Origin of the sequence: Roseibium sp. MMSF_3247 (assembly GCF_030733765.1) — a bacterium.
Classification (GTDB): domain Bacteria; phylum Pseudomonadota; class Alphaproteobacteria; order Rhizobiales; family Stappiaceae; genus Roseibium.
In genome coordinates, this window is record NZ_JASHII010000001.1 from 273,474 (window position 1) to 287,979 (window position 14,506).

14 protein-coding genes and 1 pseudogene are annotated in these 14,506 nt (G+C 57.8%); 5 read left to right on the forward strand and 10 right to left on the reverse strand.

The window, feature by feature from the left end; genetic code table 11:
* Positions 1-2: 2 nt before the first annotated feature.
* Positions 3-509 carry a GNAT family N-acetyltransferase gene (locus RBB44_RS01160; RefSeq protein ID WP_306148073.1) on the reverse strand — a complete coding sequence of 169 codons (507 nt, stop codon included), beginning with the start codon at positions 507-509 and terminating at the stop codon, positions 3-5.
* 145 nt (positions 510-654) lie between these two features.
* On the opposite strand from RBB44_RS01160, the gene RBB44_RS01165 reads away from it, so the two are divergent.
* Positions 655-1,086: a serine/threonine protein kinase gene (locus RBB44_RS01165; RefSeq protein ID WP_133949735.1), complete on the forward strand. Its 432-nt coding sequence runs from the start codon at positions 655-657 to the stop codon at positions 1,084-1,086.
* Positions 1,087-1,200: 114 nt separating this feature from the next.
* On the forward strand, positions 1,201-1,434 hold the full coding sequence (locus RBB44_RS01170; protein WP_306148074.1) for a hypothetical protein: 234 nt from the start codon (positions 1,201-1,203) through the stop codon (positions 1,432-1,434).
* 57 nt (positions 1,435-1,491) lie between these two features.
* On the opposite strand, the gene RBB44_RS01175 is transcribed toward RBB44_RS01170, so the two are convergent.
* Positions 1,492-2,160, reverse strand: coding sequence for a cation transporter (locus RBB44_RS01175; protein ID WP_306148075.1), 669 nt, complete (start codon positions 2,158-2,160; stop codon positions 1,492-1,494).
* Between the two features lie 74 nt (positions 2,161-2,234).
* Here RBB44_RS01175 and RBB44_RS01180 point away from each other — a divergent pair, with 74 nt between their 5' ends.
* Positions 2,235-2,657, forward strand: coding sequence for a helix-turn-helix domain-containing protein (locus RBB44_RS01180; RefSeq protein WP_306148076.1), 423 nt, complete (start codon positions 2,235-2,237; stop codon positions 2,655-2,657).
* Positions 2,658-2,668: 11 nt separating this feature from the next.
* On the opposite strand, the pseudogene RBB44_RS25490 reads toward RBB44_RS01180, so the two are convergent.
* The 6 genes and pseudogenes from RBB44_RS25490 to RBB44_RS01215 form a co-directional block, all read right to left on the reverse strand.
* Positions 2,669-3,558: pseudogene (locus tag RBB44_RS25490) on the reverse strand (DUF5996 family protein).
* 99 nt (positions 3,559-3,657) lie between these two features.
* A complete protein-coding gene (locus RBB44_RS01195) occupies positions 3,658-4,302 on the reverse strand; it encodes an NADPH-dependent FMN reductase (RefSeq protein WP_306148078.1) in 645 nt (214 codons plus the stop codon).
* A gap of 90 nt (positions 4,303-4,392) precedes the next feature.
* Positions 4,393-5,277 (reverse strand): haloalkane dehalogenase, encoded by an 885-nt coding sequence (locus RBB44_RS01200; protein ID WP_306148079.1) that lies wholly within the window; start codon positions 5,275-5,277, stop codon positions 4,393-4,395.
* On the reverse strand, positions 5,274-5,777 hold the full coding sequence (locus RBB44_RS01205; protein WP_306148080.1) for a helix-turn-helix domain-containing protein: 504 nt from the start codon (positions 5,775-5,777) through the stop codon (positions 5,274-5,276). Before RBB44_RS01205 ends, RBB44_RS01200 begins: the two co-directional genes overlap by 4 nt.
* Positions 5,774-6,556, reverse strand: coding sequence for an enoyl-CoA hydratase/isomerase family protein (locus RBB44_RS01210; RefSeq protein WP_306148081.1), 783 nt, complete (start codon positions 6,554-6,556; stop codon positions 5,774-5,776). The genes RBB44_RS01205 and RBB44_RS01210 overlap by 4 nt, the downstream gene beginning before the upstream one ends.
* Positions 6,557-6,574: 18 nt before the next feature.
* Positions 6,575-7,570: a nitronate monooxygenase family protein gene (locus tag RBB44_RS01215; protein ID WP_306148082.1), complete on the reverse strand. Its 996-nt coding sequence runs from the start codon at positions 7,568-7,570 to the stop codon at positions 6,575-6,577.
* A gap of 234 nt (positions 7,571-7,804) precedes the next feature.
* On the opposite strand from RBB44_RS01215, the gene RBB44_RS01220 reads away from it, so the two are divergent.
* Positions 7,805-8,953 (forward strand): pyridoxal-dependent decarboxylase, encoded by a 1,149-nt coding sequence (locus tag RBB44_RS01220; RefSeq protein ID WP_306148083.1) that lies wholly within the window; start codon positions 7,805-7,807, stop codon positions 8,951-8,953.
* A gap of 77 nt (positions 8,954-9,030) precedes the next feature.
* Here the strand turns inward: RBB44_RS01220 and RBB44_RS01225 are convergent, their stop codons facing one another.
* Entirely contained in the window at positions 9,031-10,884 is a 1,854-nt protein-coding gene (locus RBB44_RS01225) for a dihydroxy-acid dehydratase (protein WP_306148084.1), read from the reverse strand.
* A gap of 315 nt (positions 10,885-11,199) precedes the next feature.
* Positions 11,200-11,853 (reverse strand): fructose-6-phosphate aldolase, encoded by a 654-nt coding sequence (gene fsa / locus RBB44_RS01230; RefSeq protein WP_133949144.1) that lies wholly within the window; start codon positions 11,851-11,853, stop codon positions 11,200-11,202.
* 274 nt (positions 11,854-12,127) lie between these two features.
* On the opposite strand from fsa, the gene RBB44_RS01235 reads away from it, so the two are divergent.
* Positions 12,128-14,323 (forward strand): primosomal protein N', encoded by a 2,196-nt coding sequence (locus tag RBB44_RS01235; RefSeq protein WP_306148085.1) that lies wholly within the window; start codon positions 12,128-12,130, stop codon positions 14,321-14,323.
* Positions 14,324-14,506 lie beyond the last annotated feature (183 nt).

The window sequence follows — 14,506 nt, forward strand, 5'->3', positions numbered from 1 at the left end:
TGCTATTGCGTTAGTTGAGGCAAACGATAAACGTTACGGGACTTGCCATCCGGAAACGCTTCGCGGGCAATGAGCTCTCCACCAAGTTCTGAAACCAGCTTCCAAGCCACAATGTTGTCATCGTCCAAGTGCGTTTCCACCAGGGGCCACCCATAGCTGAGGTAGGCATGCCGGATTGCAGCATGTGAGGCTTCGATGGCCACGCCTTGACCTCGTGCCTTAGGCAAAAGCCACCAAGTGAGTTCTCGCCGGGGCCAGCCTTCCGGCCAGACAAAACCGCATCCGCCAAAAGCTGATCCACCCTCACGGGGTGAAATCATCCACATGCCGTAATCGCGCAAGAGCCAATGCCCAAGGTGACCGGCCAAGACCCGCCAGGTTTGATCGGCGCGCAGAGGGCCGCCGTAAAAGCTGGAAGCTTTTCGGTCAAAAAAGAACTCTTGGTAGACAGGCAGATCGTCGGCAGACGGTGGCCGTAATAAAAAGCGCGGGCTTTTAAGACTGTGCATAGCATTCCACTTGATTGGCAGGCCAGACCCGGCATCATGGAGTGGGGCGAAACGGAATGACTGGAAACGTTTCGGACAAGGCAGTTGTGATAAACACCGTCTTGCACTGAAGCAAGCGCAACGCATCATGGAGCGGAGGAGCAGGATGCAAGGAACGCTTTTAGCCGTCGCTTTCGTGGCCGGATTGGCGGTCTTATCTTTGCCTGCACAGGCACAAACGGGATCAGGAACCGAAAGAATTTACTGTCCGATTCCGGAGGACGGTGTGTGGGTCAATCCGGACGCAGCTCCCAAGGAAATCAGCCGGGTTGAGGTAGAAAGCCGATGCGAAAATGAACAGGTATTTGTTCGCGCTCGGGCGTTTACCTCCTGTATCCCCCGTGACTGCAAGTGGGGATGGACCAAGGGGGAACTCCGCTCCGATGGTGCCGTGCGGGTCCTGTTGATCGGGTTTTTGAGTAGTAAGGATATGACTTTAAAAGCCTTTGGGGATTTGCTCGACGTCCGTGTCGTCAATATCCTGAATGACTTGTCTGAGCCAAACGAAACAAAAGTTTACAATCTCCGCCGCAAATAGTTCGGATCTTAACTCTGGCATAAACAGCTGGAAGGTTTTTCTTGGTCATCACTTCGATCTGAGTTACGTTAGGTTACGTAGAGGGATTGCACGAGCAAACAGAGGGAACAGACTATGCGTCTATTAACTACTGGTATCGCGGCCCTTGCGGTCAGCACTTTCGCACTTGCCCCGGCCCATGCCTGCTCTTGGGGCAAAACCGCAAAAGCGAAAGACATGACCGTTGCCGAAACGACTGTGGCGCCTGAGATCGACACCGATATCTCGATCGCTACAAATGACCTCAGCGATCAAGTCCTTCAGGAAATGACAGTTCCGGAAGCTGAGACCGAGGAACCAGCGGAATAAACGACAGCACTCAATGCTCCAAAGCACCCGCTGCTATGGCAGCGGGCTTTTTTATGCCTAGCGGACAACACTATCAGGTGCAGTGCCATGTTCGTGGTCCGAGCCGGTCTCAATGTCCGTCTGCCTGTACTCTGCGATCGCCTGTTTGAGGATCTGTACCGCGGAGTTGACAAAGAGGCTCGCTATCAGACCGGCGACGATGAGATCCGGCCAACCGGTCGCCGTTCCCCAAACTCCAAGTGCCGCCAGCATAACCGCGACGTTGCCGATCGCATCGTTGCGGGAGCAGAGCCAGACCGAGCGGACATTCGCATCACCATCCTTGTAGCGAACCAGAACCAGGACGCTGATCAGGTTTACAGCCAAGGCCAGGAACCCGATGGCTCCCATGATTTCAGCTTTTGGAGTTCCAAGGACAAGAAACTGGTAAGCGGTCGATCCGCCGACCCAGAGACCCATCAGCAACAGGCTTCCTCCTTTGAACAACGCCGCAATTGCTCGGGTTCTCAAAGATGCGCCGATAACGGCCAGCGAAATACCGTAGGTGATCGCATCGCCGAAAAAGTCGAGCGCATCGGCTTGTAGTGCCTGGGAGCGCGCCGCATGTCCGGCGGCCATTTCCACGACAAACATGGTCGCATTCAGGGCGATCACCAGCCACAGCCGCCGTTTGTAATCCTGGGAAACCCCATCGAATTTTGCGTTCGATCCGCAACACCCGGCCATACCACTGAACTCCTTGATTTTTATTCCTTGGTTCTGTGTAATCCCTATAGCGGCTAGAGGTTCAAGAGGGTTTTATGGATTTTTCAATCGGAGAATTGTCAAAGGCGACAGGCGTGAAAGTTCCAACCATCCGCTACTACGAAAAAGAAGGGCTCATCGAAGCCCCGATCCGCACCGAGGGCAATCAGCGGCGCTACCAGGAGCGGGACCTCGACCGGCTTCGGTTTTTAAAACACTGCCGGGATCTTGGTTTGCCGATGGAGGCCATCCGGGAACTGATTGACCTCAGCCTTCACCCGGAAAAACCCTGCGGCAATGCTAACCGGATTGCTGCGGACCAGCTTCAAGCCATCCGCGCGCGCATTGCGCATTTGAAAAAACTGGAGAAGGAACTGGCCCGGATCAGCGCAAGCTGCATAGGCGAGCACCCGGCCGCCGATTGTAACATTTTGAAAGCCTTCGGCGATCATGATCTGTGTTTGTCAGATCACAAGTGATCGCAAAGAAATCAGCTGTGCTGATGGCAAAGATCCTTAACCGGCCAATCGGCCTTGACCGCCGCACCGTCATAGACACTGTTGAGAAAAGAAAGAATTGCCGCTGCCGGGTCTGCGGACGTGCGGGCATCTTCGTATTTCAGGATCGCCAGAGCTCCGCCGTTCTTTTCAGCCCAAAATGCGTCAGCTGGCTTCAGGAGAACCTGGCTCATGCCCTGCGGTTCCGGATAGGCATATCCGTAGAACGCGGCTTCCGGGAAGCTATCATCTCCGGGCCAGAACCCGATTGAAATCACCTCGTGGGAATAGGCCTCGCGATCGGATTGTGTGCCACTCTCCAGTGGATGTGCCCGCCCGGAGAAACGGGTCACAACGAGGTCAAAGGAATGCCAGTAAAGCTGAGCCGGTGTCTGTTTGCCGACAAATCCCGAGCGGTAGTTTCAAAGACGCTGGAGATTGAGCAGAGCGCCCGCCAGAAATCGGAAACGGCCTTTCGGTCGTAAGCGCGCGGTGCGGTGTCTTCTGGAAAGGGCACCTTAGATTTGTTGTCGTACGGAACGGCAACGATCTTCACTGAGATGCCCAGCTGCTCAAGCCCGGAGAAAAGCTCCTCATAAAAGCCGGCAACAGTGAGACCTGGAGCTGAAAACGATGCGCTTTGGCCATCGTTCCGGCTGATGGTCACTGTGTGATCAAGCGTGTCATAGAAAATTTCAAAGCCGCTGGTGCCATATGGAATGCGCCCGGTCGTCAGGCCGCGCACATGCGGATAGAGCGTCACATGCCACCAGTGGTTCAGCTTCGGATGCACCTTCAGGCGGATCTTGCCAATCATCTGCAGGAACAGGTGCAACGTGTCCTTCGTTTCCGACCAGTCCTGGTAGGGAAGTGTGGGCAGCATGCTGATCTCCTGACAAATCTCTTGAACAATGGCGTTACAGGCACTTCCTGACCGGCATATAGGCGCGTGATCTGCCAAGCCCAGCCAAAACCACGGAATTCAGGGCGCGTTGCGTTGCGACGGATCCCTGTCAAACGCCTCCGTTGCTATCGCCTGCTGGCGTTGGCGGCTGGCGGCCTCCGCCCACCAGGTCAGCTGGCGCAGTGTACGGCCAATGTACCCGTTCCATTTGTCCGCATCGACACCTTCAAGATAGCGACCCTCTTCATCAAACACGTTCTGCGCTTTCGGCACATGGATCATGGCAGAAACCGGAAGACAGCCGAGCTCGCTCAAATAGGTGCGCATGTTGACGGCTGCCCGCGCGCCGCCCCATTGACCGGCGGAATACGTTGCAATGGCGCTCGGCTTGAAGGAAAAACTGGAACTGCCGAAATGGTTGAGTAGATCCGCAAGAGCTGGGCTCATGGAGTGATTGTATTCCGGCGAGACCATCACATAGCCGTCAGCATCCTTGATCTTGTCCGAGAGAACTTCAAGCGCTTCGGGCGCCCGCCCGGCCGCATAGGAGAAATGCGGCTTGAACACCAATTGAGGTTGGAGCGTGAGCGGATCAATGATCTCGACGTCGGCCCCGGCCCGGACGAGTTGCGCCGCGCAGGCCTTGGCCACCCGCTCTCCGAGCCGCGCTGGCCTTGGCGGCGTGCTCTGTCGCACCGACCCTAGAAAAACCAACAGTTTCATGACCTGCCCTTTATCCGATGGCATTGCCGTCGAAGAATGCGGGATGCTTGCAACCGTGAACAGGAAATTGTTGGATCTTCGATGTAAGGGCTACGAGCCAACAGCATCTTCAAGCCAACCCGCGACAGCGCGGCCAATCTCTGCACCACTGTCTTCCTGGATGAAGTGGCTTCCTTTGACAGTCACCTCTTGCTGGTTTTTCCAGGTCCGGCAGAAGTCGCGTGGGGCACCGATCAGGATTGCGCCGGGATCTGCATTGATGAACAGTTTGGGCAAGTCGTTTTCCGCCATCCAGGCTGCATAGTCCGAAGCGATTTGGGTAACGTCTGCCGGCTCGCCGCCTATCGGGATTTGGCGCGGCCAGGTCAGAGTCGGCCAGCGATCGTCCCGATTTCGAAAGGGCCGCCGGTATTCGGCTTGTTCTTCGGCGCTCAAGTCCCGCAGGATCGATCCGGGCAGAACACGGTCGACGAAAAGATTGCGATCGAGAATCAGCTCTTCACCTTTTTCGGATCGAAATCCTTGAAAGATCGGCGCCGCGTCCGGATTGAACTCAGACCAATCCGCCAGTGGCTTCGCGATGCCTTCCATATAGGCGATGCCTGCAACAGCATCCCGGTGCCTGTTCGCCCAGTCGAAGCCGAGCGCAGAGCCCCAGTCGTGAATGACGAAAATCGCGTTCTTGTCGACACCGACAGCAGCCAGAAACCCTTCCAGAAAACGCCGGTGGGTCTGGAAGGTGTAGGTGTCCGGTCCTGGGTTCGGCAGTTTGGCGCTGTCGCCCATACCGATCAGATCCGGCGCAATGCAGCGCCCGAGATGTTCGCATGCCGGGATTACGTCCCGCCACAGAAAGGAGGACGTCGGATTGCCATGGAGAAAGACGATCGGGCGCCCTTGCCCGCGCTCCACATAGGCCATGTCATGACCTTCGACGCTGATCTTTTTCTTTGCAGCTGCCCAGTCGGATGTCATGCGGTTTCCTCCTTCTTGTTTGCCCAGCGGGCCGTCAGGACGCGGGTATAGTCGCTCGCGCCCGGGCCCGGTACGGGTGTGACCTCCTGGGGCCCAAGCGGCCGCCCGTCCTGGGCCGTCACCGCCATGTCGCGGACCGGCAAACCGGTTGCGCGTTCTGTCAGGGTCATGCGCGGTCCCCGGCCGTTGGGGGTCCATTTCTCCCCCCAATGCAGCAAGGCGACGAGCACGGGATAAAGATCCAGTCCCTTTTCTGTCAGCCGGTATTCATGAGACCGGCCATCCTCCGGTAAGGGTCGCTTCTCCACGATGCCCGCCTCACTCAAGGTTTTGAGGCGGGCTGCCAGCACGCTCGACGAAATCCCGAGATGGGTCTGCATGGCATCATAGGTGCGCATGCCGTTGAAGAGATTGCGCAGGACCAAGAGCGTGCGCCATTCGCCAACGATGTTCAGCGCCTGGCCAATGCCACAGTCATCTTCAATCGGCGCGCGGCTCATTTGCCCTTGTACTCCGGTGTTTTCTTGGCAAGGAACGAGGCGATCCCATGCGCGCCGTCATGGGTTTTCATCATGGCGGCAATCGACCGGCTTTCCTTGTCGAGCTGGGTTTCCAGCCCTTCGGAATACGCGGTCTGCAAAAGGCGCTTCACACCGCCGTAGGCCTTGGTTGGTCCGGTGGCAAATTGGGCTGCGAGTGCACGCGCTTCCGCCATCAAATCATCCGGGGCGACCACACGGGTCACCAGCCCCCACTCGCAGGCTTCCTTGGCGGTCAATACCCGGTTGGTCAGCATCAGCTCCTTCGCCCGCAGCAAACCAATGTGCTTGGCAAGGTAATAGGACGACGACCCGTCAGGTGTCAGCGCGGAGGCCGTGTAAGCGGAGACAAATTTTGCCTTTTCGGACGCCAGAATGATGTCGCCGGAAATCGCGATGGAAAACCCGCCACCACCGGCCGAGCCGTTCACCGCCATGATCACCGGCGCATCCATATGCGAGAACCTGGAAAGCGCTGCATGGAGAATTGTCGCCATGCGGGTGACATGGTCGGCCTTGTCCTCAGCGTCATCAAATTCCTGCAAGTCACCGCCCGCGTTGAACATACGGCCGGATCCGGTGAGGATGACCGCGCGCGCACCCTCTGCCTCGCACCGGCAAGCCGCATCGAAGAGTTCATCCGACATGCGGGCACTCAGCGCATTGGCGTTGTCCGGCCGATTCATGGTGATCTCGGCAACGCCGTTTTCATGGCTCCAAAGGATCGTTTGATAGTCCATCTCTTTCTCCCCTGACACTTATTCAGCTGCGACGGCAACGCCGCCAACCATGCCTTCCAGCCGCTGGCGGATCAGGGCATCGGCTTCACTCATGATCCGGTCGATCAGCTCCTTGCAGGTTGGAATGTCATCGATCAGACCGGCCACCATCCCGCAAGACCAGGCCCCGGCATCCATTTCGCCGTCCATCATGATCTTCGGATAGACGCCTGCGACTTCCTCGATGATGTCCTCGAATTTCAAATCGTCGCCGAGGCTCTTTTCCTTCTCCAGCAAACGCTCGACAGCGGCATTGTTGAGGACGCGTTCCGTGTTGCGCAGCGGGCGCATGACCAGACGGGTGTCGAGTTCGGAGGCGGCGACAATCGCATCCTTGATCTTTTGATGCACCGGCGCTTCCTTCGTGGCGATGAAGCGCGTGCCCATGTTCATGCCTTCCGCACCCATGGCGAGCGAGGCGACGAGACTGCGGGCATCGGCCATGCCGCCGGAGGACACAAAGGGGATTTCCAGTTCATCTGCAGCGCGCGGCAATAGGATCATGTTCGGAATGTCGTCTTCGCCCGGGTGGCCGCCGCACTCAAAGCCATCCACCGAGACCGCATCACAGCCAATGGCCTGGGCTTTCAGGGAATGCCGGATGGAGGTGCATTTGTGGATCACCTTGATGCCCGCGTCTTTCAGGTAGGGCATCACCTGTTGCGGATTGCGGCCAGCGGTTTCCACCACCTTGACCCCGCCTTGAATGATCGCCTTCACATAGCCTGGATAGTCAGGTGCGTTCACCGTCGGCAAAAAGGTGAGGTTCACCGCAAACGGCTTGTCGGTGAGATCCCGGCATTTGGCGATCTCGTTGGCAAGGGCTTCCGGTGTCTTTTGAGTTAGACCCGTGATCGTTCCAAGCCCGCCGGCATTTGAAACAGCCGCCGCGAGCTCTGCAAAACCGACATAGTGCATGCCGCCCTGAATGATCGGATGTTCAATTCCAAAGAGCTCGGTAATCCGCGTTTTCATAAAAGGAACCTCCGTTGTCCATGCCATTTTCCGCAGGCGACCGGGTCCCTCCGGCGTTCTGGAAATAGCTTTTATAATCGAAGCTATCTCTGTTTTTGCCAGGGTGCAATTGGTCATTCCGGACGAGAAGCGACGAACCTGCCATCAGTTCTCTGATGTGCCATACTGCGAAAAGACAATTTCGTTGTTTGGCGGTCTGCCGTTTCGAAACAGATCCGGGAGTGCGATTGAGAAATGGTTGACGTGTCCGATTTGACCGATCAATTGCCAGCCAAAGGACTTGGCGATGAGGAAGCGTTTTCAGTGCTGGCCGAGCAAGTGCGAACCCGGTCCGCAGACCTGGGTGCACCGGACGCCTTTGCCCATATGGATCCAGCCCCGGCAGGAATCGCTGCACGCCTTGTTGGTTTGAATGCGGAATACAATCAAAACCTTCTTCATCCGGATCTCAGCCCGTTCGCGACAGAAGCCGAAGCCCGGGTCATTGCCTGGCTTGCACCTTATTTCGGCATGACCACAGGCCACATGTGTTGTGGTTCGACCCTTGCCAACCTGGCTGCGCTTTGGTGCGCGCGGGAGCATGGAGCAACACGGGTAATTGCTTCTGCCGATGCCCATGTATCCGTGCCAAAATGTGCGCAGATATTGGGTCTACCCTTCGAATCGCTACCCGTCGCCGAAAATGGCCGGATGACAATCGACGCGCTCACAGAGCTTTCCGGAGCAATGCTTGTGCTAACCGCCGGAACCACCGGGCGCGGAGTGATAGATGAGTTGGACATTGCCAAGCTTAAGAGTGGTAGTGCTACCCATACTATTTGGGTCCATGTGGATGCAGCGTGGGGCGGCCCGCTGCGTTTGACCACATATGCGGATCGGTTGTCGGGCATCGAGCGTGCTGACAGTGTTGCCGTTTCAGCGCACAAGTGGCTGTTTCAACCAAAGGACTCTGCACTGGTCTTTTTTGCTGACCCGACTGCCCAGGAGGCAATCGCTTTCGGCAGTTCTTATTTGGCAAATCCAAATATCGGTGTTCAGGGCTCCCGGAGCGCTGCCGGTATCGCGCTTCTTGGAACGCTGCTGGCCTGGGGGCAGGAGGGGGTGGCAAAGCGGATAGAGACCGGCATGGCGCAGTCCGAAGAGCTGGCCAGACGGCTGCAGGAGGATCGCCGCACGGAATTGAAGCAATTCCCTGAAACCGGAGTAGTGAATTGGCGGCCGCTGCTGCGCGACACTGAGATGGTGATTTCCGAACTTGGTCCGGCTGCATCACGCACAGCCATAAAGGGGGAACCTTGGGTCCGGCAAGTCGCAGCAAACATGCATGCAGATATTGATGCTGTTTGGGCACGGATCTCCAGAGTTCTCGGACCGTCGGATTGAAGCGTGGATCCCAAAAAAACGCCCCGGCCTGATCTGGCCGGGGCGTTCTATTGTTTTCGACGCTGATGCTAGAGCGTTTAGGCGCTCCGATGGCGGTTGCGCGGTTCAAACCCGGATTTTTCAGCCGGGCGTGGGTCGCGCACCCAGACTTCCCGGTTCGGGTGCAGGCCACCGCCACGGACGGCCGGAACAGCCGTGTGACGGGCCCGGTGTAGAAGACGGGTGTCAGCAATGCCGCAGTTCGGATGAATGCCGCCGTTGTCTGCAACAGCCTTGTCCCAAACGGCCTTGCGGGCTGCGAGCGTTGCTGCATCGTCCAGCGCCGGGCAATTCAGGGTATTGGTGTTGAGGTCAACGACAATCTCATCACCGTCCTCGACAAAGGCAATCGGACCGCCAAGGGCTGCTTCCGGACCCACGTGACCAATGACAAGACCGACCGAGCCGCCCGAGAAGCGGGCATCTGTCATAAGGGCGATCACAATGCCGCGCTCCCGGCACAGCGTTGTGATGCGGGATGTCGGGTCGAGCATTTCCGGCATGCCCGGACCGCCGCTTGGGCCGTCATAGCGGACGATGACCATGTCATGGTCCTGGAAGCTCTCTGGTGCTTCATCAAGGGCCTGGATCAGACCGGCTTCCCGTTCGAACACACGCGCACGACCCTTGAAGAGGTTGTCTTCCAGGCCGCCTTCAACACCGGCAAGTTTCAGGATGGCAGAGAAATCCGGCGACAGATTACCGCCGAGCATGCGAAGGCCGCCCGTCGGCTTGAACGGCTCGGCAACCGAATGAATGACGTCGCCGTCTGGGGCGGCTGCGTTGAGGTCCGCAACCTGTTCGGCCAAGGTACGGCCGGTGCAGGTCATCATGTCGCCATTCAGAAGACCGGCATCCAACAGTTCCTTGACGATCACCTGGACCCCGCCAACGCGATCGATGTCGAGCATGGAGTATTTGCCGTACGGCCGGGCGTTGGTCAGAACCGGGACCACGTGCTGGGAGAGATGATTGAACTCTTCCGGGGTCATCACATCGCGCCAGAAGTGTTCATAACCTGCTGCGCGGGCAATTTCCGGAACGTGCAGAACAACGTTGGTGGATCCGCCGATGGCCATGGCGACGATGATCGCATTGCGCAGCGAATCGCGTTTGACAATGTCGCGCGGCTTCAGGCCCTTTTCCATCATGTCAGCGAGATAGGAAACGAGCTGCTGCGGGAACTCTTCGAGGCGGCGCGGATCATCGGATGGTGGTGCAACCATGTGCAGCGGCTGCAGGCCGACAACGCCGATGAAGGTCTGCATGGTGTTGTAGGTGAACATGCCGCCGCAGCTGCCAATGCCGGGACATGCGTTACAGGCAATGCGGTCCCGTACGGCCTTGTCCGGGTGTCCGGCCACCTGATAAGCGCTGACAATATCCAGCATCTCACCGGTTTCCGGATCCTTGCCCGGGCGGATTGTGCCATCGGACATGATGATCGCCGGTTCATTACGCTCAAGAACTGCAGCCATGGTACCGACCGGCGGCTTGTCACAGGCGACGACGGCGATCGTGCCAGCCAGACCTGATGCTTCTAGGTGCTCGCACAAACCGTCGTTGGTGACTTCGCGCCCGATGAGCGAATAGCGCATTTCACGCGTGCCGTTGCGGATGCCGTCGGACGTTGCAATCGTGTATTCCGGTTGGACCAGCCGGTATTTCAGCTGACCTTCGCCGCTCCCGATGCGCGATTTCAGGTGCTCATGAATGGCATCGACCTTGCGCGCCACACCGAGATAACACTGGCTGTCGCCTTTTGTGCCAACCACGCCCACAGACGGTTCATGGATGAGATCGGGGTCGGTGCCCAATTCCCGCGCCACGCCAATGGTTTGCGCGGACCGGCCGGGGTGGCGGTCAATCAAGACGATTCTCGAACCCGTCATTGTGTGTTTCCTATCCTTCAGCGCTTTAACCCGCGCTCTTGCTGTCTGTTTTCAAACCCACGAATACCCTGCGCGCTTCCGTCTGTCACCGGGGTCGGGCCACTTGGGGTCGAGATTTGCCTGAATGGCTGGGCTGTCCGGCCGTCAAATGCCGGAACCGCGGCTCAAAATAGAAAAATGAAGAGCCGAGTGCCACCGCTTTTTGATCGTCGGCTTAGCAACATAAAATTAAGGCCCCGGATGAACCGGAGCCTTTGATCGTGTGTCTTAAGCGAACCGGGATGCAACACGTGCTGCACCCGATCCGCGAGCGCCTTAAAGGATGCTCTGACCGGTCTTGGCCCAGTCGCTCAAGAACGCATCAAGGCCCTTGTCGGTCAGCGGATGCTTGACCAGGGACTTCAGCGTTGCCGGCGGAACGGTGACCACGTCAGCGCCAATGATCGCTGAGTCCTTGACATGATTGGGTGTGCGGATCGACGCGGCCAGGATCTCGGTGTCAAAGCCATAGTTGTCGTAGATGACGCGGATTTCGCGGATCAGTTCCATACCATCAAGATTGATATCGTCGAGGCGGCCAATGAACGGCGAAATGTATGTCGCGCCAGCCTTTGCTGCGAGCAGGGCCTGGTTGGCCGAGAAGCACAAGGTGACGTTTGTCTTCGTGCCTTCGCTCGTCAGCTGCTTACAGGCTTTCAGACCGTCAAATGTCAGCGGAAGCTTGATGACCACGTTGTCTGCGATCGCACGCAGGACATGGGCTTCCTTGATCATGGTGTCGAAGTCGGTTGCTGCGACTTCTGCTGAAACGTCACCATTTGTGATCTTGCAGATCTCGGCAATCACGTCTTTGAAATCCTTGCCGGACTTGGCGATCAGGGACGGATTTGTGGTGACGCCGTCCAAGAGGCCCGTGGCTTCGAGTTCTTGGATCTCCGCGGTATCCGCGGTGTCGACGAAAAACTTCATGAATGATTTCTCCCAATGGCGCTTGTGTGTACGCCTTTGCAGCCTGCCTCCGTCGGCAAGCGAACGAATGAATGGTCAGCTGCGCTCTCTTTAGCCTAGGATGCTGTCTAACTGAAGCCCTGATTCTCTGGTGAAAGCCTTTTTGCGGTACGTACCTCAAAAATTATTCCGCTTGAACGGAACAAGGATCCAGGCGATCTCCGAAGAGCGTACCGCATCTCTCATCCGTGGGTGTGTGGACCACGAAATGCCATGCCGAAAAATGTGACCTGCCGTGCTATTTGACGATTTGGAGCCGAAAGACACGATTGCCAGCGTGCTGGTACCCGTCGCCGTGCCGGTTGCCTACACTTATAAGGTCCCTGCTGGGCAGTCGGTGGTGCCGGGCACGATCGTCCGGGTGCCGTTGGGAACGCGCGAGGTCATCGGTGCGGTCTGGGACGGTGAGCCGGATGCGGCGATCAATTCCAACAAACTCAAATCGATTTCCCACGTTTACGACACCACGCCGCCGCTCGACAAAGATCTCCGGCGGTTTGTCGATTGGGTGGCCGGCTGGACGCTCGGTGCACCGGGCATGGTTGTGCGCATGGTGCTGCGGTCTGAAGAGGCACTTGAACCGGAAGCCCCGGTTCCAGGTGTCCGGCGGATCGAAGGTGCGGAGCCAGAGCGGATGACGCCCGCACGCCGCCGTGTTCTCGAAAAAATGGAAGACGGATTTGCGTGGACAAAAAGCGGCCTCGCACATGCAGCCGGTGTCAGCGCATCCGTCATTGACGGACTGGTGCAACAAGAGGTGCTGGAGATCGTCTCCATGCCGGCAGCACCCCCACCGCCACGTCCTCAGATCGACTATGCGCAAAAGGATCTGACACCGGCCCAGCAAGCCGCTGCAGAAACTTTGCAAGATAGTTTCGACAAGGGCGCCGCGGTGACCTTGATTGATGGAGTGACCGGGTCGGGCAAGACCGAAGTCTACTTCGAAGCAATCGCGGAAGCCTTGCGGCGGGATAAGCAGGCACTGGTGCTCCTGCCGGAAATTGCGCTGACCGAACAGTTTCTGCGGCGGTTTGAACAACGGTTCGGCGTTTATCCGGCTGAGTGGCACTCTGAAATTACACCAAAGAACCGGGCAAGGGTTTGGCGCGGTGTTGCATCTGGCGATGTTCGTGTCGTGATCGGCGCGCGATCCTCTCTCTTTCTACCATTCAAGGAACTGGGGCTGATCATCGTCGACGAAGAGCATGACGCTGCCTTCAAGCAGGATGACCGTGTGCCCTATAGTGCGCGGGACATGGCCGTCGTGCGCGGGCATATTTCCCGGTTTCCGGTAGTCCTGGCCTCCGCGACACCGTCGATCGAGAGCCGGGTCAATGCTGAGCAGGGCCGGTATGGTCTGGTCGAACTGCCTGACCGGGCGTCCGGCGCTGCACTTCCCGATCTATCGGCCATTGATATGCGCCTGGACGGACCGGAACAGGGGCGTTGGCTCGCACCGGGTTTGGTGGGCGCAATCAAGGAAACTTACGCCAACGGGGATCAGGCGCTGTTGTTCCTGAACCGACGCGGATATGCCCCTCTGACATTATGCCGCACCTGCGGTCACAGGTTCCAATGTCCGCATTGCAGCACGTGGCTGGTTGAGCACAGGTTTCAAAAGAAACTGGTGTGTCACCACTGCGGGCATAACGAACGTGTGCCGGAAAGCTGCCCGTCATGCCAAAGCACCAATACGCTGGTTGCCTGTGGCCCCGGTGTAGAGCGGATTGCAGAAGAAGTGAGCGATATCTTCCCACAGGCGCGGACGTTGGTTCTGTCGTCTGATCTGCCTGGTGGGCCTGAGCGATTGAAGCGGGAAATGAAAGTCGTCGAAGAGGGCGGCGCTGATATTATCATCGGAACGCAGTTGGTCGCCAAAGGCCACAATTTCCCGAAACTGAAGCTGGTTGGCGTGGTTGATGCGGATCTCGGCCTGGCGCATGGGGATCCGCGTGCCGCCGAAAAGACCTTCCAACTGCTTGCCCAGGTCACGGGCCGTGCAGGCCGCGTCACCGGTGGCGGCAAAGGCTTTTTGCAGACCTACAGCGCCGATCATCCCGTCATCAAGGCGTTGCTCTCCAACGATAAACACGCGTTTTATCAGGCGGAGATCGAAGCGCGCCGCGCCGCTGGGCTGCCGCCATTTGGTCGATTGGCAGCTGTCGTAATCTCTGGTCCTGACAGGAATTTTGCGGAAAGTTTTGCCCGCCAGCTTGCGCGGGTGGCGCCGCTGGACCCGGCCGTTACGCTGCTTGGGCCTGCAGAAGCCGCTTTGGCCATGGTTCGAGGACGCTACCGGTTTCGCCTTTTGGCGATGGCGCCGAAGCAATATGACTTGCAGTCTTATATTAGAGGCTGGCTTTCAAGCGGCCCGAAGCCGACGAAGGGCCTTCGCGTACAGATCGATATTGATCCGCAGCACTTTCTCTAACACAGCGCATAGTCCGAAACGGATGGGCTGCTTTGGTATAGAAGGCTTTCGGTGGCTTAGCCGTCGCAGGATGTGTTGGTCTTTCGTGGTAGACCCGCAATGAGAACGGCTGCAAACACGGTCTCAAAAGCGGCCACCGTCTAAAGGTTTATACGGCCGGTGACACATTGATCTGCAAGGCTT